Source organism: Prevotella sp. tc2-28, from assembly GCF_900107705.1.
Taxonomy (GTDB): domain Bacteria; phylum Bacteroidota; class Bacteroidia; order Bacteroidales; family Bacteroidaceae; genus Prevotella.
Window position 1 is genome coordinate 65282 of sequence record NZ_FNRE01000010.1, and the last position, 21842, is coordinate 87123.

The 21842-nt window shown below is 46.7% G+C and carries 16 protein-coding genes; 9 read left to right on the top strand and 7 right to left on the bottom strand.

Annotated features, from left to right (window positions below):
• The first annotated feature begins 14 nt into the window (after positions 1 to 14).
• The 4 genes from BLU47_RS09935 (at position 15) to BLU47_RS09950 (ending at position 4688) form a co-directional block, all read left to right on the top strand.
• On the top strand, positions 15 to 1322 hold the full coding sequence (locus tag BLU47_RS09935) for an NCS2 family permease (protein ID WP_091961925.1): 1308 nt from the start codon (positions 15 to 17) through the stop codon (positions 1320 to 1322).
• Positions 1323 to 1396: 74 nt separating this feature from the next.
• Positions 1397 to 2149, top strand: coding sequence for a Fe-S cluster assembly ATPase SufC (gene sufC, locus BLU47_RS09940; protein WP_091961929.1), 753 nt, complete (start codon positions 1397 to 1399; stop codon positions 2147 to 2149).
• On the top strand, positions 2142 to 3464 hold the full coding sequence (gene sufD / locus BLU47_RS09945) for a Fe-S cluster assembly protein SufD (protein ID WP_091961931.1): 1323 nt from the start codon (positions 2142 to 2144) through the stop codon (positions 3462 to 3464). The genes sufC and sufD overlap by 8 nt, the downstream gene beginning before the upstream one ends.
• Positions 3465 to 3473: 9 nt before the next feature.
• Positions 3474 to 4688, top strand: a complete 1215-nt coding sequence (locus tag BLU47_RS09950; protein ID WP_091961934.1) for an aminotransferase class V-fold PLP-dependent enzyme — start codon at positions 3474 to 3476, stop codon at positions 4686 to 4688.
• Positions 4689 to 4692: 4 nt separating this feature from the next.
• Here the strand turns inward: BLU47_RS09950 and BLU47_RS09955 are convergent, their stop codons facing one another.
• The 5 genes from BLU47_RS09955 to BLU47_RS09975 all read right to left on the bottom strand — a co-directional run bounded on the left by BLU47_RS09955 (position 4693) and on the right by BLU47_RS09975 (position 11055).
• A complete protein-coding gene (locus BLU47_RS09955; protein ID WP_091961937.1) occupies positions 4693 to 4944 on the bottom strand; it encodes a hypothetical protein in 252 nt (83 codons plus the stop codon).
• A 66-nt stretch (positions 4945 to 5010) separates the two neighbouring features.
• A complete protein-coding gene (locus tag BLU47_RS09960) occupies positions 5011 to 5568 on the bottom strand; it encodes an RNA polymerase sigma factor (protein WP_091961940.1) in 558 nt (185 codons plus the stop codon).
• 135 nt (positions 5569 to 5703) lie between these two features.
• Positions 5704 to 8685 (bottom strand): DUF6298 domain-containing protein, encoded by a 2982-nt coding sequence (locus BLU47_RS09965; RefSeq protein WP_091961942.1) that lies wholly within the window; start codon positions 8683 to 8685, stop codon positions 5704 to 5706.
• A gap of 6 nt (positions 8686 to 8691) precedes the next feature.
• Positions 8692 to 9306, bottom strand: coding sequence for a DUF3826 domain-containing protein (locus BLU47_RS09970; protein ID WP_091961944.1), 615 nt, complete (start codon positions 9304 to 9306; stop codon positions 8692 to 8694).
• Between the two features lie 6 nt (positions 9307 to 9312).
• Positions 9313 to 11055 (bottom strand): polysaccharide lyase, encoded by a 1743-nt coding sequence (locus BLU47_RS09975; RefSeq protein WP_091961947.1) that lies wholly within the window; start codon positions 11053 to 11055, stop codon positions 9313 to 9315.
• A 127-nt stretch (positions 11056 to 11182) separates the two neighbouring features.
• On the opposite strand from BLU47_RS09975, the gene BLU47_RS09980 reads away from it, so the two are divergent.
• Entirely contained in the window at positions 11183 to 13252 is a 2070-nt protein-coding gene (locus BLU47_RS09980; protein ID WP_091961950.1) for a TonB-dependent receptor plug domain-containing protein, read from the top strand.
• Between the two features lie 8 nt (positions 13253 to 13260).
• Positions 13261 to 14076 carry a DUF4249 domain-containing protein gene (locus BLU47_RS09985; protein ID WP_176780540.1) on the top strand — a complete coding sequence of 272 codons (816 nt, stop codon included), beginning with the start codon at positions 13261 to 13263 and terminating at the stop codon, positions 14074 to 14076.
• Positions 14077 to 14080: 4 nt separating this feature from the next.
• On the opposite strand, the gene BLU47_RS09990 is transcribed toward BLU47_RS09985, so the two are convergent.
• Together BLU47_RS09990 and BLU47_RS09995 are read right to left on the bottom strand one after the other, a co-directional pair.
• The gene (locus BLU47_RS09990; RefSeq protein ID WP_091961956.1) at positions 14081 to 14521 is read right to left on the bottom strand and encodes a hypothetical protein; all 441 of its coding nucleotides are present in this window, start codon (positions 14519 to 14521) and stop codon (positions 14081 to 14083) included.
• A 121-nt stretch (positions 14522 to 14642) separates the two neighbouring features.
• Complete coding sequence (locus tag BLU47_RS09995; protein WP_091961959.1) at positions 14643 to 15731, bottom strand: DUF5123 domain-containing protein; 1089 nt, start codon at positions 15729 to 15731, stop codon at positions 14643 to 14645.
• Between the two features lie 305 nt (positions 15732 to 16036).
• Between BLU47_RS09995 and BLU47_RS10000 the strand changes: the two genes are divergently transcribed.
• Genes BLU47_RS10000 through BLU47_RS10010 form a run of 3 tightly spaced genes read left to right on the top strand, consistent with a single transcriptional unit; the run spans position 16037 to position 21832 of the window.
• Entirely contained in the window at positions 16037 to 16915 is an 879-nt protein-coding gene (locus BLU47_RS10000; RefSeq protein WP_091961961.1) for a sugar phosphate isomerase/epimerase family protein, read from the top strand.
• 50 nt (positions 16916 to 16965) lie between these two features.
• Positions 16966 to 18453 carry a DUF4992 family lipoprotein gene (locus BLU47_RS10005; protein WP_176780541.1) on the top strand — a complete coding sequence of 496 codons (1488 nt, stop codon included), beginning with the start codon at positions 16966 to 16968 and terminating at the stop codon, positions 18451 to 18453.
• Positions 18454 to 18484: 31 nt separating this feature from the next.
• Entirely contained in the window at positions 18485 to 21832 is a 3348-nt protein-coding gene (locus tag BLU47_RS10010) for a SusC/RagA family TonB-linked outer membrane protein (RefSeq protein WP_255402153.1), read from the top strand.
• The last annotated feature ends 10 nt before the right edge of the window (positions 21833 to 21842 follow it).

Here is a 21842-nt window from a genome sequence, read left to right on the forward strand (position 1 = left end):
TAAAATACAATATTATGTTAGAAAAACTATTTGGATTTGATTCCTCCACAATGACTTTGCGCAAGGAGGTGATTGGTGGCATTACCACTTTCTTGACGATGGCCTATATCCTGGCTGTCAATCCTAGCATTCTCTCAGTGACGGGTATGGATGCCGGTGCCGTGTTTACCACAACATGTATTTCGGCAGTTGTAGCCACCTTAGTGATGGCTGTCTATGCCAAGCTGCCCTTCGCCCTGGCTCCAGGTATGGGACTGAACGCTTTCTTTGCCTTTACCGTCGTGCTCACCATGGGGTATTCGTGGCAATTTGCACTGACCGCAGTCATGATAGAGGGTCTTATCTTCATCATACTGACCGTTACAGGTCTGCGCCAGCACATCGTCAATGCTATTCCGCTGGTTATGCGCCGAGCCATCAGTCCGGGCATCGGACTCTTTATCGCCTTCGTGGGACTGAAGGGCGCAGGTATCGTCACCTCGTCGGAATCGACGTTCATCACACTGGGCAACCTGCACGACACTGCCGTACTGCTGAGCATCTTCGGCATCCTCCTCACGGCGGCACTCTTGGTAAGGGGCGTTACAGGTGCCCTGCTCATTGGCATCTTGGTGACTACCATCGTGGGCATTCCCCTGGGCGTCACGAACTATTCGGGCATCATGTCAGCACCTCCCTCCATCAGCCCTATCTTCCTGCAGTTTGAGTGGCACAATATCTTCACGGTAGATATGGTTGTCGTGGTGCTCACTTTCCTGTTTATCGATATGTTCGATACGATTGGAACGTTGATTGGCGTGTCCAACCGAGCAGGTATGGTTGACGACAACGGCAACGTAAAGAACTTGAACCAGGCCTTTATGGCTGATGCCATCGGAACAACCGTAGGTGCTATGCTTGGTACCTCGACGGTGACGACTTACGTAGAGAGTGCCTCGGGTGTGAATGTGGGCGGACGCTCTGGCGTGACCAGTCTTACTACCGCCATCTGCTTTGCCGTAGCATTGCTCTTCGCACCACTGTTCCTTGCCATTCCGGCACAGGCTACGGCAGCAGCCCTCATCTTGGTGGGTGTGATGATGATGCATGACATTCGTAAGGTTGATTTCTCCAACTACGTAACGGCCATTCCCTGCTTCGTATGCATCGTGCTCATGCCGCTTACCTATAGCATATCCGACGGTATCCTGATGGGTGTCATCTCTTATGTGCTGATACACCTGCTGTCTGGTACCTTCAAAGACGCAGACGAGCGCAACAACATGAACTGGGCAACCATCCTGCTGGCTGTGCTCTTCATTTGCCGCTATGCATTCCTGTAACGAATCGTAATCAGTATTTTTTGCTTGTCTCAGGTAAAAGTTGTAACTTTGCACGCAATAATAGAAAAAATTGTATGTTAGAAGTAAGAAACTTGCATGCCAGGATTGGCGATAAAGAGATATTAAGGGGTATCAATCTGACCATCAAGGATGGTGAGACGCATGCCATCATGGGACCTAATGGTTCGGGAAAGAGTACGCTGAGTGCTGTGCTTGTGGGCAATCCGCTCTATGAGGTTACGGAGGGCGAGGCATACTTCAATGGAAAGAATCTATTGGAGATGAAACCTGAGGATAGGGCGCACGAGGGACTCTTCCTCTCGTTCCAGTATCCGGTGGAAATCCCTGGTGTCTCGATGACTAACTTCATGAAGGCTGCCATCAACGAGAAACGCAAGTATATGGGATTGCCCGAACTGAAAGCCGGTGACTTCATCAAGTTGATGCGTGAGAAACAGAAGATAGTAGAACTGGATAATAAGTTGGCTGGTCGTTCAGTGAACGAGGGATTCAGTGGTGGTGAGAAGAAGCGTAACGAGATTTTCCAGATGGCTATGCTCGAACCGAAGTTGTCCATACTTGACGAGACGGACTCTGGACTGGATGTCGATGCTATGCGCATCGTGGCCGAGGGCGTGAATAAACTGAAGACTCCCGAGACATCGTGCATTGTCATTACTCACTACGACCGCCTGTTGGAGATGATTCGCCCCGACGTGGTACATGTGTTGTATAAGGGTCAGATAGTGAAGACGGCAGGTCCAGAACTGGCTAAGGATATTCAGGAGCGTGGCTATGATTGGATAAAGGCGGAAGTCAATGAGTAGTGAGAAGCAATACATAGAGCTGTATGAGCAGTGTCGTGAGATGATTTTCGAGCATTCGTCAGACGTGATGAATGCCCAGCGTGATGCAGCTTTCGAGCGGTTCAGTCAGGGTGGTTTTCCCACGCGGAAGGTGGAGCGCTATAAATATACGGACATTCAAAAGCTCTTTGAGCCTGACTATGGATTGAACCTGAACCGGCTGGAGATTCCCGTAAATCCCTATGACGCTTTTCGCTGTGATGTGCCCAACCTTTCGACCTCGCTGTATTTCGTGGTGAACGACGGGTTCTATACCCAAGCGCACCCCAAAGGTCATTTGCCTGAGGGTGTGATTGTCGGGTCGTTGAAGGAACATGCCACAATGCTTTATAACCAATTGGCAGGCAAGGACGGAGACGCCGTTACGGACCTGAACACCATGCTGGCGCAGGACGGGCTCTTTGTCTATGTGCCCAAAGGTGTGGTGGTTGACCGTGCCATACAGGTCATTAATATCCTACGTTCGGATGTCGACCTGATGGTGAACCGCCGCGTGCTGATAGTCTTGGAGGAAGGAGCCGAGGTTAAGTTTCTGTTCTGCGACCATGCCATGGATGACCGTCACTTCCTGGCTACTCAGGTCATTGAGGCCTATGTAGGCGAGAATGCCAAATTGGATTTATATTGCTTGGAAGAGACACATAACAAAAACACTCGTGTGAGCAATGTCTACATAGAACAACAGGCTAACAGCCGTGTGAACCATAACGTCATCACGCTACACAATGGAGTGACACGCAACAAATTGAACCTCGACCTTGTGGGCGAGGGGGCAGAATGCTCATGCAACGGTTGTGTAATAGCTGATAAGAATCAACATGTTGACAATAACACGCTGATTACGCATCATGTATCGCATTGTAGCTCCAATGAGTTGTATAAGTATGTGTTGGACGACGAGGCAACGGGTGCCTTTGCAGGCCGAGTGTTGGTGAAGAAAGACGCGCAGAAGACGACGTCTCAAATGACGAACCAGAACCTGACGGCTACGAAAATGGCTCGTATGTACACCCAACCCATGCTGGAGATATATGCAGATGATGTGAAGTGTGCCCACGGCTCTACGGTTGGCCAGTTGAATGATGCCGCACTGTTCTATATGCAACAGCGTGGTATCTCGAAGAAAGAGGCTCGTCTGTTGTTGCAGAATGCCTTTATCAATGAGGTTATTGATCATATGGAACTTGAACCGCTTCGCGACCGCCTGCACTATTTGGTGGAGAAGCGTTTCCGCGGTGAGTTGAACAAGTGTGAGGGTTGCAAACTTTGTAAGTGAGAATAGGTGATGTACGATATTAGAAAAGTACGTGAAGACTTCCCGATTCTTTCTAGGGAAGTGTACGGTAAGCCGTTGGTTTATCTGGATAATGCAGCAACGACGCAGAAGCCGCTCTGTGTACTGGATGCTATGCGTGAAGAGTATCTCAACGTGAACGCTAACGTGCATCGTGGTGTACACTATCTCTCTCAGCAGGCTACTGATCTCCATGAAGCAGCGCGCGAAAAGGTGCGTCAGTTTATCAATGCCGCCAAGACTGAGGAAATCATTTTTACCCGTGGTACAACGGAAGCGATCAATTTGGTGGCATCATCGTTCTGTGAGAATCAGATGAAGGAGGGAGACGAGGTGCTGGTGAGCGACATGGAGCACCATTCCAATATCGTTCCCTGGCAACTACAGGCGATGAAGCGGGGCATTGTGGTGAAGCATCTGCCCATTGATGACAAAGGTTGTCTGGATCTCTCCACTTTCAATGCTCATCTTTCATCTAAGACAAAGCTGGTGAGCATTGCGCATGTTAGCAACGTGCTGGGTACTGTCAACGACGTGAAGCGTATTGTTGAGATGGCACATGCCTGTGGTATTCCTGTTCTCGTAGACGGAGCCCAAAGCGCGCCTCACATGAAGATTGACGTACAGGCTATCGGCTGCGACTTCTATGCTTTTAGTGGCCATAAGATGTATGGTCCTACGGGAGTTGGCGTTCTTTATGGCAAAGAGGAATGGTTGGAGAAGTTGCCTCCGTATCAAGGTGGTGGTGAGATGATTGACAAGGTAACGTGGGAGAAAACTACCTTCGAGCGCCTGCCTTTTAAGTTTGAAGCGGGTACCCCTGACTACGTAGCCACCCATGGCTTAGCTACTGCCATTGATTACCTTTGTTCCGTAGGTATTGATAACATCAAAGCTCACGAACAGGAACTGACCCGTTATTGCATGGAACAGCTGAAAACCATCGATGGCATTCGTATCTTTGGTGAGGCGGAGCATAAGGATGCGGTGGTCTCTTTCCTGGTAGGTGACATTCACCATCTTGATATGGGGACATTGCTCGATCGACTTGGCATAGCCGTGCGCACAGGACATCATTGCGCACAGCCTCTGATGGACCGCTTGGGCATCAGTGGTACCGTTCGCGCCTCTTTTGCCTTATATAATACGAAGGAAGAAATTGATGTATTGGTGGCTGGTATCCGTCGTGTCAGCCAGATGTTCTAAATATTTAGTTGATATGCTGGATAGAGTGCATGATGCGTTGTTTCAGGCAGTGTACCTCTTCTGGCGACAGCAGACTACAATCGTCCAGATGATTTAGGATATCGTAGGCTTTCAGATAGGCCATACGGATGTCTGGAGCCGCATGGAGGTAAGAAGCCCAATACGATTCTTTGTCTGGACAGGCATCCATCACGTAACGGATAAAATCATCATCACGCAGGAATTCGTCTACATGGGTGTAAATGTTTTGTTTCAAATGTTTCGGTCTTTTCTATCATTAAGACGAAACATATGAAATCATGTCATCAGTAGACAGACTATTTTACAAGGCGGCCTCTCGCAATTTCAGCATTCCACGGTGCATCAGGTTACGTACAGAGTGGTAGTTCATTTGCATAATTTGGCAGATTTCCTCGTATTTTCGTTGCTCTAAATAATATAAGGTAATAGCCTGACGCTGGCGTTGTGTGAGGTTTTTCATCAGATGTTCCACTTTGTCTGACTGTATCTTTTCCAGTTCTGTATGCAGATAGTCACGTTCTACATCGGTGGTCGAGCAGCGGAATTCATAATCCTCTACAGCATCCTCTGAGGTGAATGTCTGGCGACGAAACTCATCAAACAGGCGATTCTTCAGCGAGATAATCAGGTAAGAAGCCAGATTGTTGATGGCTGTTTTCTCATTACGTTTACTGTATACTTTCATGAAAACGTCATGGATGCAGTCTTTCAACAATTCCTGATCTTGGGTAATCTTAATGCCATAGTTGAACAGAATCTGTATATACAAATCGTACAACTGTGCAAACGCTTGATCGTTGCCGGCGCAAAACTCAGCTACGAGTTCACGGGTTCGAACTTTAAGATGGTTGCTTGCCATTAATTTGTAGAGGTTAGTTTTTAAGTAGTTTGTTTTATCTGCTGCAAAGATATGGAAAAATTGATTACTTTAGTTAGAAAAACAGTTAAAAAAATGGGAAAAATTGGTATTTCACTAATTTTTCCCATTGAAATCTTATTTTTTCTGCAACCAGAAGATGCCTTTTTCTTTTAGCTTCACATCATCTTTTATGTTGCCTATTCGTCTTATTTGGCCTGTCCGCTCGTCTATCTGATACAAAATATAGGTGTCCTTGCTTGGTAGAGTGATGTTTTGTCCACTGTTTTGTGGTAAATAGACCACCATGCCCTCAGTGCTCTTCAGTAGATAATAATCTTCCATTTTCTCCGGTTTCATCGAAGAAATGCTACTCAGGAATTTTTCATCTTTTACGGGAATGACGGCACACGAACCTCCGGCCATGAGCGACGCCCATCCCAATTCTGGATATTTCTGGGCTGAATAGATGACGGCCTTGTTGTATTTTGCACGATACTCACTGACTGCTTGATAGACATCTTCAAAACGAGCACTTCCTGTTTTTATCTTGCGCATATACTGGCGCTGTGCCATGTTGACACCTCCTTGTGGAGCATATTCTCCCTTATTGTGGTAAAACCATTGCTCAATATCAATGATATCAACTATCTTAGAGCGAATGGGGTCTTCTAAGATAGCGTCTTGTACGTCTTTGTTAACGGCAAGGTCAACAAGAACTGGGCCATTTTCTTTTTCCCATTCTCCTACTACATCCAGCCAGAACTGTACGAAGTGCAACGGGCCAGTAAACTCTTCTCCGATGGAATGTATGACGTTTTGCTGGCCTTTGAAGGCATCGAGCGACTGGCGGATGTACTGTCGATGCAATTCACGTAGTGTCGGGTTGTTGATGTCATAGAACAAGGTCGCCGTAAAAATACGCTTGTCGCCTGTAAAGTTAACAGGTTCCAGGAATGGCGTTTGATTGATATTGTTCGCAGTGCGCCAAGGACAGTCCACCCAGTGGGCGCCAGCTTCCAGAATGTTATGTTGGAAGTAGTGTTGGTTTTTCAGCAAAATACCGATGGGTTCAGTCTTTTTGGCGAACTGTTGCAGTCTCCAGAAATACCATTTGTTCAGTTGGGTAAGGTCGTATTTCGACATGCCATCCCATGCTAGTTCCTTTCCCGTACGAGCAAAAGGCTGTTCGTAGAAAGGAGCCCATGCGTCACCATTCTTACGACGAATACGCTCATGGTCATCACGACGACGATCAGTCCACAAACCATAGTTCTGACTGAATAAAAGTGTGTGAGAGCGTTGCATCTCAATAATCACACTGTCAATACGGTCAGTACCTCCCTTGCCTTCCTGTCCCGGAACAAAGCGGGTCAGTGCATATTTCGCCTTCGCCATAGCCGCGTCAGTAGTTCGTCCGTTCCACCAAGGTGTTTGGTGCTTGCCGCCTACAAGGACATGGCCATCTTGGGTGAGCCACGCGTTGGTAATAGTATAGTTTGTTTTACTAGTTTTACTAGTCTTACTAGTCATCTTAAATTTACTAGTCTTACTAGTGATATCCCCCTCAAACTGGGCTCCATCAATCCACTGCTGCAAGGTAGTGCGTGGTTTCAAAGCTTCCTTGGCCATTTGGATAGCTTCTTCGATAGTTGGTGAAGAGGATGCATTGGTGTTTCTTTCCAATACCCTGCATTGGGCTGTCACATCGCGTCCTAAGCGTTTTTCTAACTGTGCCGCGTACAATGAATATGGTTTCACATGCTCGTTCATCTCCGTATATTCTCCGTTACCCATCACTTGTCCCCAACAACCTCGTGAATAGTTCCTGTTCAGTGTGTCGGGAGAGTAGCAGAATAAACCGGAGGCGGTGGATTGCCACATGGTGCTGTTAGCAGTACTCCAGCCTGCACCGAACTTTTCCAGTTCCCAGTTCTTGAATACGATATCGTTACCATCGATGTTTACGATATCAAACAGAATACCAGGTGCCCATGACGAGATGGCACCACTGGGACCGAATGATTCATAACTGTCACACTGCACAAAGGCATTGGGACCTGCTGCAGTATGTCCGACAGCGAAGTCGTTAATTCCATGTTCCGAGTAGCAGCGTTGAAAAAGTGTCTTCTGGCCAAAGGTTAGGAATGTACGACGGCGGAAACCTCCAATTTCTGATATGGGTTGTAACGATTGGCAGTCCTCAACGGTAATCTGTTGTGCTGATTTCTGTATGACGACGGCTGATCCGGCAAAATGACGGAAATTCACCATGCGCACCCAGCAGTCTTCTGCATCAGCCACGTAGACACCATCCCAGCAGTGGTTCTCGTCCATTGGTAATGCCCGGTTGTAGTCAGACTCCAAAGTCATGTTCTCTACGCCGCATTCACGGATAAGACCTTTATGCTCGTAAACGATGGCTTGAGCTCCGCCCCAACGGTTTTCTATCGTTGTGGTGATAGGTGCATCAATGATGATATCAGAACCGTTTACAGCCATAATCTGACGATTCCAACGAAGATCAATATCGCCAGGATGCCATGCCCAGTATCCCATTCGCTTACCACCTCCAAATGACAGGCAGTCAAGAGATGCTATCCATGCGGCAGTCGAGGGCCGATGGATGATGATCCTGCTATTGGCTGACAACCGTGTGTTGCTGGCGACGGGAAGGGTTATTGCGCCGGCTTTCACATCGGACACTTCAAACGTGTCCTTTGTTATAATATCGGGCGTACCTTCTATATATATAAGAGCACCGCGGTCGTATCCGGTCTTGCGTAGGATAGTCTTGTCACGTCCACAGCCTCGTAGGATGACACCGCTAGTACGGATGCGAATGGGTTCGCTGATGATAAAGGTGCCTTCTCCGAGCAAGATGGCGCCACGCAGTCCTGTCTGCTTGTCAGGTTTTTGTTGGCTTAGCCAGTCGATGGCAGCTTGTAGTGTCTGTGCATCGTCTTGTCCTGACGGTTGAACATAGGTGGCTACCCTTGCTGACGGGATAAGTTGTTCTGAACGATGATAGCCACAATACGAGTAATCCATCGGCACCTCTTGGGCTGCCGATGGAATTACAAATAATACTGTCAAAGCGACTAATAAGTGCTTGTTCATTTCTCTTTACTTTTTCTTCGCCTCTTCTATTCTTTTCATCCAGTTGTCACGTTCCTTCTTCAGGTCGTAACCGCGTGCAGAGAGCCAGTTGTTGGTACGTCCACGGTACTTGTCGAACCAAAAGTGCTTGCCTTTGGAATCAGCGGCATCCATAGCATACTCTCGAGCCTCTTGGAGCCAGATGAGCACTTGTGTTTTCTCTTCCTCGGTCAGTGATGGAATCATCTCTAACGTCGCACGATAGTCACGTTTCAATCGACCATAGGTCATGCCATCCTTGACGGCATCAATCTGCTCATTGGTCAGATAGAGGGAGAGGGCAGATGCGAGTTCGAAATGATGTTTGTAGAGCTCTGCGTCACGGGCATCCTGATGAGTCTTGTCATACTTGTTGTGGATGTCGTTCAGCAAGAAATAGCGATTGGCAATGATATTGCGCACGCTTTCTGCCTTTTGGGCATCTGCCAAGTTCAGACCGTCAACAATTTTCTGTGCACGTCCCTTGATGGTCTCTACGTATTTAGGATCCTGCCCCTCAGTATTGAGAGGAACGACCTGACCTTTGCTTTCTATTGAGACTAAGGTGATTAGTCCGACAAGTAAAACTAGAACTTTTTTCATATGCTATTACATCAGTTTTCCTTTAGCAGCCAGCGTGTCATAGTTGTTGTTCAGGTTACGCCAGTCTGTCTTGGTATTTGGGTTGATGCCGTTGATATATTTCTCGATGTTAGTATAGCCGTCACCGTTGCAGTCCTTTACAGCGTCTGAGGCATCGTTGGGGTTCAACCCATACTGCTTTTCCCATTCGTCGGGCATACCGTCATTGTCGGTGTCAACATAAGGCTCCCACGACTTGTACTCAGGATAACCACCCATCTGACGAGGATCGGTGATGATACCTTGTTTATAAGAGTCTTTGCCCAAGCGACGATACTTGAAGAAACCTTCATCGTTTTTTGACTTCTCGTGCAGACCCCACATATCACCGTAAGGGTTGTCCTTCACCTTCTTCTCATATTTATCTACGAAGTAGGCCTGACCAGTACGAACCTCGTCACAGATACGCTGGTCAACGATGTCGCGGCAAGGGATATTGGCTCCTGCATTGGCGAGCACCCAATCGAAGGCCTGTTCAGCACCCATTACCTTGACGAAAGGCATCTCAAATGGTTCATTCGAACGCATCAGCGCCTTTTCGGTAGCGTCCATTTCACCATCCTTGTCAGCAGTCTGGATGCCACCGTTCCAGTTGTCTTTTGTAATTTCAGGATATCCCTCCATGATGTTGCCGACAGCATAGACGCGACCGAACTGCTTGAAGGGGAACAAACCCTGTGAGCGGCTTTCAGCCTTCACGATGCGATGACCAATAGGACCATCTTTTGGTGTCAGAGGACCGGGCTTGTAGTAGTTGTTGATGAAGTTCGACATAGTAGTGAACTCGCCACCGTCAGCGGTACGGTGTACCCAGTTGTAGACAACATTGTTGATGTAGTTGAACACACCACCCCAACCAATGGACGGATTGCGCCCAGTATTGTCGGCCCAGAGGTTACGCATAAAGGTGGTGTTCTCACCACCGATGGTTGAACCAAAGGCGTGGTTCCAAGTGTCAAGAGCCTTGGCTGAAATCGTGTTCTGAATAGTTACATTGACAGTAGGCTCCTTGCGGTTAGGCTTGCCGTCATGCATATCAAACATATGACGATAGAATGAGATATTCTCGTCAAGACCCCATTCGCAAGAGCAGTGGTCAATCATGATGTTACCTACGGGATTGCCACCGAAGGAGTCCTCACGGTTGGTCACCAACGTCTCACCACGACGGAAGCGCATGTGGCGTACAATGACATCATGCGTATCAACCTGGAATGACTCACCTGCGATGATGACACCGTCACCAGGAGCAGTTTGTCCGGCAATGGTGATATAGGGAGCACGAACGTAGATAGGTGATTTCAGGCGAATGATACCGCTGACGTTGAACACGATGATACGTGCACCACCTTGCTCACAAGCCCAGCGGAACGAGCCAGGACCATCGTCGTTCAGGTTGGTAACGGTCAGCACCTTGCCACCGCGTCCACCGAAGGTAAACATACCACCACCCTCAGCACCAGGGAATGCGGGAATTTTAGCCTGACGCAAGTCATAGGGGCGAGCTGCCCAGGGTACATAGGGGCGACCAGCCTTGGCTTCTTCTATCACGATGGGGAATGCTACCTCCCACGCAGAGTCGGAGTGTGCCTTCCATTGGGCTTTCTGTTCGCTGATAAGCTTGGCAGCTTCATCAGTCAACTGAGGATACTGTGCACTGGCCGTCATACAAAACAGGCTTGTTGCAGCCATCATCAAAATCTTCTTCATGTTTATTGATTTAAAATGTTGGTTCTATGCCTATAAGACGTTCAAAATGAGCAAATGTCTATTCGATAAACGTTTTTTTGCATAGATTTACAATAAGATTTAAATAAATAGTCGTAACTTTGCAGCCATGAACAGACTAAAGATACTGCTGTTGGCACTAATGCCACTGACGGCTGGAGCTCAGGACACCACAACGGTGAAAGGGCAACAGTTGCAGGAAGTCATCGTCAATGCGAATAATGCACAGCGACGCATTGGTTCGGTGCAGATTGGTGCAGAACAGATACAGATAAAGGAACTAACCTCGGCTCCGGCCCTGTTTGGTGAGATTGATGTGATGCGCTCGTTACAGCTGTTACCTGGCGTCAAGTCAGAGAGCGACGGTTCAAGCAGTTTCCAGGTTCGTGGAGGAACTTCCGCCCAAAACACGATACTTTACGATGAGGCTCCTGTCTATAATATTGGTCATCTGGCAGGCCTCTTCTCCACTTTCAACGATAATGCACTGGCTACTGCCACACTTTTCAAAGGATTGGTTCCTGCCCAATATGGCGGTGCGTCATCAGCGGTGCTTGATATCATTAGCCGTGCGGGACGTACAGACCGATGGGGTGGCAATGTGAGCATAGGTCTGTTGTCTGCCAAAGGTTCCATAGAAGGTCCTGTGATAAAGGATAAACTAGGGCTGGTTTTCAATGTGCGCCGTTCGTATGCAGACCTTTTTCTGAAGCTGACGGACGATTACCGGGACAACTCCTTGTACTTCTTTGACACCAACTTGAAACTGGACTATAAGATGAACGATCGCAATCGTCTGTTTCTCTCGTTCTATGCCAGTCATGATAAGACAGCACTTACGGATATGGTGGACATGCAATGGACTAATATGGCAGGGAGCCTGTCGTGGTTGCATCAGTTCCGTGGACGGTCAACTTCTCAGACCACGCTCTTTGCTTCTTCCTACAAAACAGACAACGGTATCAGTATCTTAGGTATGAACATCGCCTATCAAGGGCATATCCGTCATACGGGAATACACCAGAATTTCCGTCTGATGTTGGGAAATCATGAGTTGAATACGGGTTTGCAATCCATGTTGACGGATGTGAAGTCAGCAGAGTGGACGCGTATGTCGAACCATGAGAAAGAACAACGTAAGGCTTGGGACAATGCTGCTTGGTTGAACTGGCAGTACAGTCCCGTAGAGCAATGGACGTTCTCTGCTGGTGTCCGACTGACAGCTTTTTCTGCCCTTGGCGGTCCCTATTATTACGACGTTGATGAGAAGGGAAACATCACATGGCTTTACAAGCGTACGAAGAACATGCCTGTTAAGACACATCTGACGGTAGAACCACGTGTAAGCATGGTTTATCAGCCATCAGAACAATGGAGCGTAAAGGCAGGATATAGCCGTACATCACAGAACATCCATGCATTGCGGAGCCAGAGCACAACAACTCCCTTCGACCGCTATACTATCAGTACCAATCTGGTGAAACCTGAAATTGCTGACCAGATGAGTCTTGGCGTATTTTATATGACACCACAACAAGACTATGACTTCTCGCTCGAGGGTTACTATCGGCATGTTGATAATGTCCTCGACTATCGTGACGGTATCAGCTTTGCATCGGCTATTGAGATTGAGCGGCTTGTACTGGCAGGCGAGGGCAGAGGTTATGGTGCCGAGATGTGTGCTCGTAAGAATAGTGGACGCCTGACGGGATGGCTTAGCTACACATTATCATGGTCGCAGACACGTATCGATGGTATCAGTCAGGGACAGTGGTATGATGCCAACAACGACCGTCGTCACGATATTAATGTGGTGGCAACCTATAAGCTCAACGATGCATGGACGTTCAATGCTGCATGGGTCTTTAATTCCGGACAGGCATTTACGGCTCCAAGTGCCAAATACCAGATTATCGACAATTACATCTATTATTATGCTGAGCGTAATGGCTATCGGGCTCCTGACTATCACCGACTGGACGTGAGTGCTACGTGGAGCAAGAAAATCAAAGGTGGAAGGATGACACGTGAGTGGAATTTCGGCATCTACAACCTGTACAACCGCTATAATCCCTATCTCATCCGCTTCGAGGACAGCCAATACGGACGAGGCACTCGTGCCAAGCAGTATAGCCTCTTCGGCATCGTTCCTTCTGTATCGTTCAATCTGAAATTCTAATGACTGCAATGAAGAAATATAATAAATACCTGTTGGCGCTCACGTTAGCTTTATCGTTAACCTCTTGCGAAAAGGACATACCTATGGATTACCACGAGGTCAACTCGCTTTACGTGGCTGAGGGCACTACAACACAGAAGGGTACCCAGGTGCAAGTGAGCACAACGCAGAATGTGACGGACAACTCACGCTCTGGTCACTATGTGGATAATGCCAAAGTGGTCATTACGATTAAGAAATACGATTATTCGGAGGAGCTGAAATATACAAGGAATGGTATATATACCTCGACCTTGAAAGGCGAACCTGGGCTTACTTACGATTTGGACATCTATGTTGACGACAAGCATTTCTCGTCATCATCCACCATGCAGGAGGAGCCTGTCATGAACTCGTTTCGCTTCGTATGGAAAAAGGTGTTGAATACACGTTATCTCTTTGGAGAGCTGAAAATCCAGGATACCCCTGACCAGAACAGCTATTACTTCGCACATATCTATCGGAATAATGTGGGCTACCGATGGGCTGTGATAAAAGACGAGCACAACCGAAACGGCGAACTGCTTCAGTTGTTCCAATGCTGTTCAGAAAAGGATATGGATAAAGGCGACTCTGAAGCCTTGAGTGATGGTGACAACATCCGATTGGAGTTACGTTCCATCGACAAGCTTTCTTACGACTATCTGTATTCTATGCAGGTGATGGACAATGCTGGCACCAATCCTATTGCCAATTTCACCGGTGGGTGTCTGGGCTATTTCTCAGCTTGTCATGTATTAAGCTATAATTACAAGTTCATTCGCTCTGAAGTGGTCGAGGAATAAACGATTATTGCTTGTCCAGTGTGACGACAGCTGTCATTCCACTGCTTCCTTCCATCGAGAAGTCGTACTCTACCACCACTTGACTGGCAGAGAGTGACGTGATGCGCCATATCAGTATATGCTCTGTGCCGTCAAATTCAGAGCTTGTAATGCGTATCATGGTGGTGCTAGCCACGTAAGTTCCGTGCAATGCTCCCCATACGGGGTTACCTTCCTCGTCCTCGTGGTCTATATAGGTTAGGGCACATGTGCCATCCTCGTTGAAGATGACCTGCTTGTAGTTAAATTCCAGTCCAGGATCCTCGTCACTCTTAATAATATATGAGAAAGCCCACTTGCCTGGCAGCACTTCTCTTATCATGCCGTCGTCACTGTCGTCCAGCTTGTCGCAGCTTGTCAGCACGACGCTACACAACATCAATGTCCAAATCAGTATCTTATTCATCGAGGCAAAGGTAACCAAATTTGGTAATACTACCAAATATTTTAGGCCTTTTCATTTGTTGATAGCAAAAATACAGGCACGTCCTTGCGGGCGCGCCTGTACATTAATTTATAAATGTAGATTAATTAGCATTGTACCAATGGGGGTCACCAGTCTTCTTGTCAACCTGGTCAGCGCCAGTTGGAGTGAAGATGGCATTTTTGATATCCTTGAAAGCAGGATCAGTAGCCAAAGCTGTTCCGGTTTGGTCAGAGCCACCCTTAGAACTATCTGTCCATCCTGCTACAGCACCATCTGCACTCCAATAAGTATTATTCTCATAGTTAGAAATGGCACCACCATTCTGGCCCCAAAGCCAACCATTTACTTCATTACCCTTATTTGAGCCGAAATTATAGAGAATTGAGTTCTTTAAGTTCATAATCGTTGTTTTCTTACCCTTAATGCCTCCATTGCTATTATTAGCCTTCTTTCCTACAGCAATGTTAATTAAAGTAGACTGGTTTACAGTCCAAGTAGTTGTAGTTGTACTAGTTACGTCACCAGGTTTTCCATCGGCTTTAAAGAAGAAACCGGTATGGCTCGTACCAGACCAAAGAGTTGAGTTTTCGATTAACAAATTCTCGGGGAATCCACCACCAAGAGCAAAGAAATTCTTGTTACCACTAATCTCAACACCTGAATTGATAACAGCGATATTCTTGAAGAGAATCTTACCAGCAGTACTTTCAATCAGAGACTGTTCCAATCCATTAACGATAACACCGTTCAAGGTAATATTATTCAGAATAGTGTAGGCACTTGCTTCGGTTTCACTCTTCATTGCTTTTTTGCCATTTACTTCCTCGTACTTAATCAGTGAGGTCTTTAATTCGGATGCATCAATAATCATGTTTGACAAAATCAAATCGGAAGTAGAATTGAATCCAACATTAGCAGTGATAAGAGCAGGTTTCTTTTCATTTCCAACAATCATCAGGGGTTCGGTCAACTTAATTTCTTTATTCATAGCTAACTCAATACCTTCAGGAAGGGAAAGAACACCATCTTTTGCAAACTGAGCAATGGCATCTGCCAACTCCATTCCGTTGTCGATTACGGCAACAGCAGGTTCACGAGGTACGCTGGGGTTGTCAGCTTTGGTACATGACTGGAAACTCAGTGCGCCCATCAGCATTAGGGCTGCGCCAAAAATAAAACTTTTCTTCATAATCTTTGTTTTAGTTTAAATAAAATATTGTTTTAACGTTATAGTCCAAATCTGTGTGTACGAGTCCCCAAGATAGGGGGAAATGTAACATAATGCGCTGCAAATTTAGGGAATTTTTACGAAACCAACAACTTTTTCCTTGATTTTTTTGCAGTCTGATGCCATTTAACACTTGTTAGACATCGTTTTTCAACATTGTAACGGTGTCTTTTGCTGATATGACACAGAAAAAAGACAGATTATAGTTACATTTGTAATCTTAAAACGTCTTAAATTACGTAAAGCTTTACAATAGTAGCTACTAAATGGACAAATCAAAAGTCAGAAAAAGCCTGTTTTTAGGGGCTTTAGCCGTGTTTATAACATGGCCTGCCTGCCTCTTGGCACAACAGCAGTATCGTGTGGCTGCATGCGACTGGATGATGCTGAAACGCCAGAAACTGGGTGAATTCCAATTAACAAAGGACATTCATGCAGACGGAGTGGAAGTCGATATGGGCCCGTTGGGAAAGCGTGTCCTGTTTGAGAACAAGTTGCGTGAACCGCATTTCCAGAAGCTTTTCCGTCGTACCGCCGACTCATTAGGTGTTGCCGTTCCCTCCATCGCCATGTCTGGTTTCTTTGCCCAGAGTTTCCTCAAGCGTGAGAATTACAAGGACTTGATTCAAGACTGTCTGAACACGATGGATGTCTTCGATGCCAAAGTTGCCTTCCTTCCCCTCGGAGGCAGTGGGCATGAGTGGAAACAGGCAGGTGAAGAACATGAAGAAATGGTGCGCCGACTGCATGAAGTAGGCGAGATGGCGCAGGCAGCAGGCAAGGTGATAGGCATCCGCACACAGCTTGACGCGCGCGCGAACATTAAATTATTAGATGAGGTAAACAGCGAAGGCATCAAGATTTATTATAATCTGCAGGACGCCGTCGACCAGAAACTAGATGTCGTGAAGGAACTGAAACAACTGGGCAGCAAGCGCATCATCCAGATTCACGCCTCGCTCACCGACAGCGTGACGCTCGACAAAGACTCACGCATCGACCTGCATCAAGTCAAGAAGACCCTCGACAAGATGAAATGGAAGGGCTGGCTGGTTGTAGAACGAAGCCGCAATGCCAAGGACGTTCGCAACGTTCGTGGCAACTTCGGCACCAACGTAGCCTACCTGAAAGAGATATTTAAATGAATGAACAAATGTATTAATTACTAACTAAAAAACTGCTTATGAGAAAACAAATGATGAAAGTCGGATTTCTCGGGTTAGGAGGAATCATCTTGGCCTCAGCCTTGATGCTCGCTTCATGCCAGAAAGGTTTCGACAATGATGAGACTTTCTCCAGTACGGTGAGAGACTCACAATTGGCATCGCCTTCGCTCTCTAAGGCCAATTTCGCTACGTTGGTTAATTCTGACGGAAGTGAAAGTATTAAGGTTACATGGGATGCCGTTATGGGTGCCGGTGGCTATTACTATCGTGTGGACAACATGGATAGTGGTGAGCCCGAATTGTTAGTAGAAGGAAGCACGGACAAGTCTTTGTTCTTGTTCCCGAAGGCGGAAGACACCAAATATCGTGTTACTGTGAAGACCTTGGGCAATACCAAGCTTAACAATGCTGAGGCAAAGGAGGCAACGGTGTATGCCTACAGCACAATGATTGAAGCTCAGACTATTCCTGCGGGTGAGAACATTGTGAACTTTGTAAAGACACATATCATTGAGACTGATGATGAGCAAGCCTTTGAGTTGGTTGGTGGTGCTTCTTATACCATTGACGAGGAAATTGATTTTGGCCGTCATAAGGTAACCTTCCGTGGCAACAAGATTGACTATCCTATCGTTACAATGACAGGTCAGGGTTGTATCCGTACTGCTGCAGGCTTGAAGGTGAAGTGGATTAAGTTTGATTGCACTTCACAAGAGTCAAAAGGTGTTTTCGAATGCTCCAGCGTGGCTTTTCCTGAATTGGAAACGAATAAAGCAGGTTGGCCTGACAAGGCTTACTATCTGGCCGATCCTATTATTTTCCAGGATTGCTGGTTCAAGAATGTGAAGATGTGTCTGTTCTTCTCAGGCGCTCGTGCTTGGGCGCTTGAAGATGTACGCATAGACAATTGTATTGTGCAGTTAGATAACAATGGATCATTTGGTGATGCTGCCGTGATAGGTACCTATAGTGGTACGGCATACTATCGTGATGACTCCCAGACTTGGAGCAGTGCTATCCGTAACGTCACCATTAAGAACAGTACTATTTACAATCTGAAAGACAATAGTAAAAACCGTATGATTCGCTTCCAGAGTAATCAGTTGGGTCGTGTGTTCGATTCGCAGTATGGTGGTGCAACGCTTACCAACAACACCTTTATCAAGGTGATGAGCGATAAGGAATTTGCGAACAATACACCTAACCGCGTTGAATATACAATAACGTTCAATGGCAATATCTGCTATGATTGCTGGCGCCTACAGAAGTTCATTCAGGGTAACAACCCGTTGAACCTTGACATCACAAAGAATACGGTATGGGGTCTGAAGAATGCTGTTGACGCAACTGATAAGACTCGTTGTGCAACGGAAGAGAATGCCTTTGGCTATGGTACAGTAGAAGAATTGAATGCAGCTCTGAAGGAACTTGATTTGACCAAGCCAAACGGTGGTGTTAACTTCAAGGCTTCAGGCGCAATCTCCAGTACTATTGGTGATCCAAGATGGTTGCAATAAATGCTATTAACTAACAATAAGGTAAATACGTATGAAAAAATATATCATCCTTATGCTGATGGCTTTCGTCTCGACGATTGCGTTGGCACAGAGCACTGTCAAGGGTACGGTGGTCGATCAGAATGGTGAACCTATCATCGGTGCGACAGTACAGGTGAAAGGTAGTAGCGCTACTGGTACTATTACTGACCTTGATGGAAATTTTACGTTGGCTGGTGTACCTGCAAAGGCTCAACTCATAGTTTCGTATATTGGTTATATTTCAGAGACAGTCAGCAACCTAAACAATCCCAAGATTACGCTGAAAGAAGACTCTCAGCAATTGGAAGAGGTTGTTGTAGTAGGTTATGGTACTCAGAAGAAAGCGCACTTGACGGGTTCTATTGAGACCGTTCCTGTGGAAGAAATTACTGACCTGGGAAGCAGCGACCTTGCTGGTTCTTTGCGTGGTTTGATAAACGGTGTAAGCATCGAGAGCGGCGGTAACCGTCCTGGTGATGCCTCGACCCTGTCAATCCGTGGTGCTGACAACTTGACTGCCTTAGGTGTTGGTTCTCAGCCCCCTCTTTATGTAATTGATGGTTTTATCTTGGATGCCAATGCTTTCAATAACTTGGATCCCTCGACGATCGAGTCCATCTCTGTACTGAAGGATGCTGCAGCAGCTGTCTATGGTGCTCGCGCAGCTAATGGTGTTGTACTGGTTACCACAAAGAAAGGTAAGCAGGGCGCACCTCAGATTTCCTATAGCGGAACATTCGGTTTCACAGGTGCTGTTAGCACTCCGAAGATGCTAAACACATACGATTACGGTCGTCTGTGGAATGCTGTTCGTATGGCTGATGATACCGAAACAGGCATTAATCCTCGCTATGACCTCTTCCAGGCCGACGAGTTGGAGGCAATGAGAAGCCTGAACTATAATTTGTTGGAAGACCATTGGAAGACTGGTATCACTCATCAGCACAGTGTTAATGTTAGTGGTGCCACTGAAAAGGTGAACTATTTTGCATCTATCGGTTATTTCAATCAAGATGGTAACCTTGGTAAGCTGGACTACGACCGTTGGAACTTCCGCGCAGGCTCTGAGGTAAAGGTAGGCCAGTGGGTAAAGGCTTCGCTCTCTGTTTCTGGCGACTATGGTAAGAAGAATGCTCCTTTGATGAAGGTGCAAAGTTCTGGAAGCGATAAGGACTATCTCTCGTTGTTGACCCATCCGGGCTATATTCCAGAAACACTTGCTGGTCACCCGATGGCTAAGTATGGTGTGAGTGGTAACGAGCTGGCAACTAACCAGGACTACAACTATGAGTATTTGCAGAACTCCAGCGACTATACACGTAACATGAACTCCAATCTCTATATCAGCGGTGCAGTAGATTTGGACTTTGGCTTTGTGAAGGCGCTGAAGGGTTTGAAAGCCCGTGTAAGTTATTCTAAGGCAATCAGCCAAAATAAGACCAACGAGTTTGGTACACAGTTTGCAGTCTATAGACTCAACCAACGTACGGGTAGTGGTGAGCACCTCTATACCGCACTGCCTGGCGCAGAAGACTACTATAACGAAACCATTTTGGCAGACAACAACTTCCTGATGGGCCACGGCAATGCGATGGTATCTAATGGTAAGGATGGTGGTTACATCAGCCGTTCTATGAATCGTTCTGACAACTACCAGATTAACTTCACACTGACCTATGCACGCCAATTCGGTCCTCATAGCGTCAACGCACTGTTCTCAGTCGAGAAGTCTGAATCGGAATATGAGAATCTGTACGGTGAGGGAACAAAGCCTTATGAATTCTCTACGGGACAGTCCAACTCTATTGATACCAACAATGGTGGTATTACCTCATCTGACTGGGGTCGTACAGAAAGTGGCACACTCTCATACATTGGACGTCTGAACTATAACTATATGGATCGTTACCTCTTTGAGTTCTTGATTCGTTCTGACGCATCACAGAAGTTCCATCCACGCAACTATTGGGGCGTATTCCCATCAGTTTCTGCAGGTTGGATTGTCAGCGAGGAGAAGTTCATGAAGAACATTAAGTGGCTCGACTTCCTGAAACTGCGTGCTTCGTTTGGTTTGACAGGTCGTGATAACATCTCTGCATGGCAGTGGATGCAGACCTATTCTATCGCGCTTGACAAGGGTGCTATCTTTGGTGACGATGGTGTAGCCGGTAGCCATATTACAATGAACAATGGTGGCCGTATCAACGAGGATATGAAATGGGATAAGTCTTACAAAGGTAACATCGGTCTTGACTTCAGCGTGCTGCAGGGCCGTCTGGGCTTCAATATCGACGCCTACTACGTATGGGATCGTGATATGCTGTTGGCATTCAGTGGTACTATTCCTACAACGGTAGGTGCTACAGGTGCTCCTCAGAACTATGGCGAGATGAACAGCTGGGGTTCTGAAATCTCAGTAACCTGGCGCGACAAGATTGGCAAGGACTTCAAATATAAGGTACAGTTGAACACCGGTTTCTCGGATAATAAAGTGCTACAGGCTGAGTGGCCAACCAGCGATTATTTCAGAGGTTTGATCAAGGGTGAGCGTACAGACCGTGGCTCTTGGGGATACCAGTGCATTGGCATGTTTCGTAATTATCAAGATATTGAAGAGTACTTCAATCAATACAACATTACGACCTATATGGGCCTGACTAAAGATCAAGTTCGCCCGGGTATGCTGATTTATAAGGATGTTCGTGGACAGCTGAAGGCTGATGCTGCCAACTATGAGGGTGCCGACAAGTACAATGGTCCTGATGGTATCGTCGATGGCTTGGATTTAGTACGCCTCTCTGATCGCAGCAATCCTTACCATTTCACGATGAACCTGAATGCTGAGTATAAGGACTTTGCAATTACTGCTCAGTTAGGTGCCAGCTGGGGTGGTTATAGCTTTGTTCCTGGAAGCGCACTCTCTCCTGGTGATGGTGTTGCATCTAACAACTCTTTGGGTTACAAACGCTTGGAGTATGTTAACATGCCTTCATTCTGGAATCCTGACAACATGTATATTTACGAGGATATCTACGATGCCAGTGGAAATCTGATTATGGCAGCAAACCACGATGCAGAGTATCCTAACCTGCGTTGGACAAACGTAAATAGCCAAACCTCAAGTTTCTGGCGTGTCAGCGGAACTCGCGTAACACTAAACCGCGTGACTTTGGCATACAAGATTCCGAAGAACATCTGTAATTTCATAGGTATTTCTTCGGCTCGCGTCAATGTAACTGGTCAGAATCTGCTGAGCCTTTACAATCCCTATCCTGACAACTTCATCGACCCGATGATGAGCTATGGTGTGTATCCCACCCTGCGCAAGTTCACCGTTGGTCTTAATATTTCATTCTAATACAACGTGA

What these genes read in the sequence shown, in the direction of transcription:
- BLU47_RS09935 (WP_091961925.1), top strand. Translation starts at nt 15, where the DNA reads ATGTTAGAAAAACTATTTGGATTTGATTCCTCCACAATGACTTTGCGC.
- sufC (WP_091961929.1), top strand. Translation starts at nt 1,397, where the DNA reads ATGTTAGAAGTAAGAAACTTGCATGCCAGGATTGGCGATAAAGAGATA.
- sufD (WP_091961931.1), top strand. Translation starts at nt 2,142, where the DNA reads ATGAGTAGTGAGAAGCAATACATAGAGCTGTATGAGCAGTGTCGTGAG.
- BLU47_RS09950 (WP_091961934.1), top strand. Translation starts at nt 3,474, where the DNA reads ATGTACGATATTAGAAAAGTACGTGAAGACTTCCCGATTCTTTCTAGG.
- BLU47_RS09960 (WP_091961940.1), bottom strand. Translation starts at nt 5,568, where the DNA reads ATGGCAAGCAACCATCTTAAAGTTCGAACCCGTGAACTCGTAGCTGAG.
- BLU47_RS09965 (WP_091961942.1), bottom strand. Translation starts at nt 8,685, where the DNA reads ATGAACAAGCACTTATTAGTCGCTTTGACAGTATTATTTGTAATTCCA.
- BLU47_RS09970 (WP_091961944.1), bottom strand. Translation starts at nt 9,306, where the DNA reads ATGAAAAAAGTTCTAGTTTTACTTGTCGGACTAATCACCTTAGTCTCA.
- BLU47_RS09975 (WP_091961947.1), bottom strand. Translation starts at nt 11,055, where the DNA reads ATGAAGAAGATTTTGATGATGGCTGCAACAAGCCTGTTTTGTATGACG.
- BLU47_RS09980 (WP_091961950.1), top strand. Translation starts at nt 11,183, where the DNA reads ATGAACAGACTAAAGATACTGCTGTTGGCACTAATGCCACTGACGGCT.
- BLU47_RS09985 (WP_176780540.1), top strand. Translation starts at nt 13,261, where the DNA reads ATGAAGAAATATAATAAATACCTGTTGGCGCTCACGTTAGCTTTATCG.
- BLU47_RS09990 (WP_091961956.1), bottom strand. Translation starts at nt 14,521, where the DNA reads ATGAATAAGATACTGATTTGGACATTGATGTTGTGTAGCGTCGTGCTG.
- BLU47_RS09995 (WP_091961959.1), bottom strand. Translation starts at nt 15,731, where the DNA reads ATGAAGAAAAGTTTTATTTTTGGCGCAGCCCTAATGCTGATGGGCGCA.
- BLU47_RS10000 (WP_091961961.1), top strand. Translation starts at nt 16,037, where the DNA reads ATGGACAAATCAAAAGTCAGAAAAAGCCTGTTTTTAGGGGCTTTAGCC.
- BLU47_RS10005 (WP_176780541.1), top strand. Translation starts at nt 16,966, where the DNA reads ATGATGAAAGTCGGATTTCTCGGGTTAGGAGGAATCATCTTGGCCTCA.
- BLU47_RS10010 (WP_255402153.1), top strand. Translation starts at nt 18,485, where the DNA reads ATGAAAAAATATATCATCCTTATGCTGATGGCTTTCGTCTCGACGATT.